A 2,541-nucleotide genomic window follows, 5' to 3' on the forward strand; every position below is an offset into this window, starting at 1 on the left:
CCCCGACCAGGGTGCGGGCGGGGACGTCGCGGGTGACCACCGCGCCCGCGGCGACCACGGATCCGGCGCCGATGGTCACCCCCTGCGTGACCACGGCGGCCGCTCCGATCCAGACGTCGTCCTCGATGACGATGGGGGCGAAGGAGAGGTACTCGCGGCGCTCGGCGAGGGGCAGGGGGTGCCCGCCGGTGATGAGGCTGACCCTCGGCGCGATCATGACCCGGTTGCCGACGCGGATGCCGCCCCTGTCCATGAACGTGCAGCCCTGGTTGACGAAGACGTCCTCCCCGAACGCCGTGTTGAGCCCGTACTCGGTGAAGAACGGCGGATAGATCGTCACCGACTCCGGAAGAGGGCCGCCGAACACAACGGAAAGTAGTTCGGCGCGGCCCTCGCCGTCGCTGAACGGCAGCACGTTCAGACGGGACGTCGCGTCGGTCACCTCCGCGATGCGCTCCGCGTGACGTGCGAACTCGGGCGTTTGGACGTACATGACCTGCTCTGTGCGTGTGGACATGCGCTGATCCCACCACCCGGCGGAACGCGTGGTCAAACAACCGCACGATCCACCGGACACAACCAGAGGTTGTGCAAGTAGGCTGGGGCCGTGGATGTCGAAGCGCTGCGCACGTTCGTGGCCGTCGCCCGGACCGGCCAGTTCCAGGCCGCGGCGGACGAGCTCGGGATCAGCCAGCAGGCGGTCTCCAAGCGGATCGCGGCCCTGGAGCGACACCTGGGGGCCGCGCTCCTGGTGCGGACCTCCCGGGGCTCCAGACCGAGCCTGGACGGGCAGGTCCTCCTGCCGCACGCCAGGAAGGTCCTCGCGGCCCTGGAGCAGGCCGAGCGGGCCGTGCGCCCCGGCAGCCGACCCCTGCGCGTGGACGTGCTCAACCGGCGCATCGCCCCGGCCCAGGCCGTCTACCGGTTCTACCGCTCCCACCCCGGGATGGACCTGGACGCGGTCACGCTGGGCGGCGAGAACGCCGTCCAGGCCGCCCATGCGGTGCTCGAAGGAACCGTCGACGCGTCCTTCCGCGCCCTGGCGGCCGAGCGGGTCCCGGCCGGGATCAGCGCCGAACGGCTCCTGGACGTACCCCTGGAACTCCTGGTCGGGCCCACCCACCCGCTGGCGGACGCACCCGAGGTCAGGCCCGCGGACCTGGCCGGTCACCGGATCTGGATCCCCGGGATCAGGCCCGGCACGGAGTGGGCGGAGTTCTACCGGGCGCTGTCGGAGGCCTTCGGTCTGAGCATCGACGCGCTCGGCCCCGACTTCGGCGACGAGGCCCTGATGGACGCGCTGGCCGACTCCGCCTCCCTGGCCACCCTCGTCGGCGGCGGGGACCGGTACCTGTGGCCCCAGGGCCACGACCTGCGGCGCGTCCCCCTGCGCGACCCGACGCCGGTCTACCCGCACGTGCTGCTGTCCCGCAGCGGGGAGCGGCACCCCGTGCTGAGCGCGCTGCGCGAGTACCTGCGCGCCTCGGGCCCGCGAACCCCGGATGACGTGTGGACCCCGGACTGGGTGGTCCGCCGGACGGACGGGTGATCCGGCCGCCCGCTCCGTCCTCGGCGGCACCCGCACGACCCGTCGCCTCGCGTTACGTGGGCGCGGATGGGAACTTGGTCCCATGAGCACCATCGACGACACCATCACCCTCGCCGCCGCCCACGGCCTGCACCTGTCCGCGCGGGACGCCACGGTGAACGAGGCGGGCCTGGACTACCGCGTCGTCATGGCCCGCGACGCGACCGGCCGGAGGTGGGTGCTGCGCGTACCCCGCCGCGCCGACGTCTCCGAGGGCATGGCCGCCGAGACGCGCGTCCTCGACCTGGTCGCCCCGGTTCTGGCCGAGGACGGCGTCGCGGTCCCCGACTGGCGGGTCCGCTCCCCCGAGCTGATCGCCTACCCGGCCCTGCCCGGCGCCCCGGGCCTGACCCTGACCGGCTCCGGGGAGCCCGTCTGGCACATGGACCCCGCCAGCCCCGACTACGCCGAGCGCCTGGGGCGCCTGCTGGCCCGCCTGCACTCGATCGCCCCGGAGCGGGCCGAGGCCGCGGGCGTCGAGGTCCGTACCCCGGACCGGGTACGTCAGGCGTGGCGGGACGACATCGCCCGCGTGAGCGAGGCCTTCACCGTCTCCCTCGCCCTGACCGAGGCATGGAGGGCGTGGCTCGACGACGACACCTGCTGGCCCGAGCGGACCGTCATGACCCACGGCGAGATCTACCCCGCGCACGTGCTGCTCGACGAGGAGGGCGCGGTCACCGGGGTCCTGGACTGGACGACCGCCCGCGTGGACGACCCCGCACGCGACCTGTCCGCCCAGTACGGCGCCGCGGGCGAAGAGATGCTGCGGGCCACCCTCACCGCCTACGAGCGGGCGGGCGGGCACGTCCACCCCGGCCTGGCGGCGCAGGCCAGGCACCTGTGGGACGCCTCCCCGATCGGGTACGCCCTGTACGCGCTGACCACCGGCGCCGAGGCCGACCTGGCCGCCGCGGCGGCGGTGCTGAACCCCGAGGCCTGACGCACCGCCG

At 73.9% G+C, this 2,541-nt stretch carries 3 protein-coding genes; 2 read left to right on the plus strand and 1 reads right to left on the minus strand.

Features of this window, described 5'->3' with window-relative positions:
- Window positions 1-493 (minus strand): sugar O-acetyltransferase (locus DQW06_RS20655; RefSeq protein ID WP_157983525.1); only part of this gene is annotated, 493 nt, incomplete at its 3' end.
- A 114-nt stretch (window positions 494-607) separates the two neighbouring features.
- On the opposite strand from DQW06_RS20655, the gene DQW06_RS20660 reads away from it, so the two are divergent.
- Window positions 608-1,549, plus strand: coding sequence for a LysR family transcriptional regulator (locus tag DQW06_RS20660; RefSeq protein ID WP_071621908.1), 942 nt, complete (start codon window positions 608-610; stop codon window positions 1,547-1,549).
- A gap of 82 nt (window positions 1,550-1,631) precedes the next feature.
- Window positions 1,632-2,531, plus strand: a complete 900-nt coding sequence (locus DQW06_RS20665) for a macrolide 2'-phosphotransferase (RefSeq protein WP_117199127.1) — start codon at window positions 1,632-1,634, stop codon at window positions 2,529-2,531.
- Window positions 2,532-2,541 lie beyond the last annotated feature (10 nt).

This window comes from Nocardiopsis sp. TNDT3 (assembly GCF_003427465.1).
GTDB classification, from domain to species: Bacteria; Actinomycetota; Actinomycetes; order Streptosporangiales; family Streptosporangiaceae; genus Nocardiopsis; species Nocardiopsis dassonvillei.

What these genes read in the sequence shown, in the direction of transcription:
- DQW06_RS20665 (WP_117199127.1), top strand. Translation starts at nt 1,632, where the DNA reads ATGAGCACCATCGACGACACCATCACCCTCGCCGCCGCCCACGGCCTG.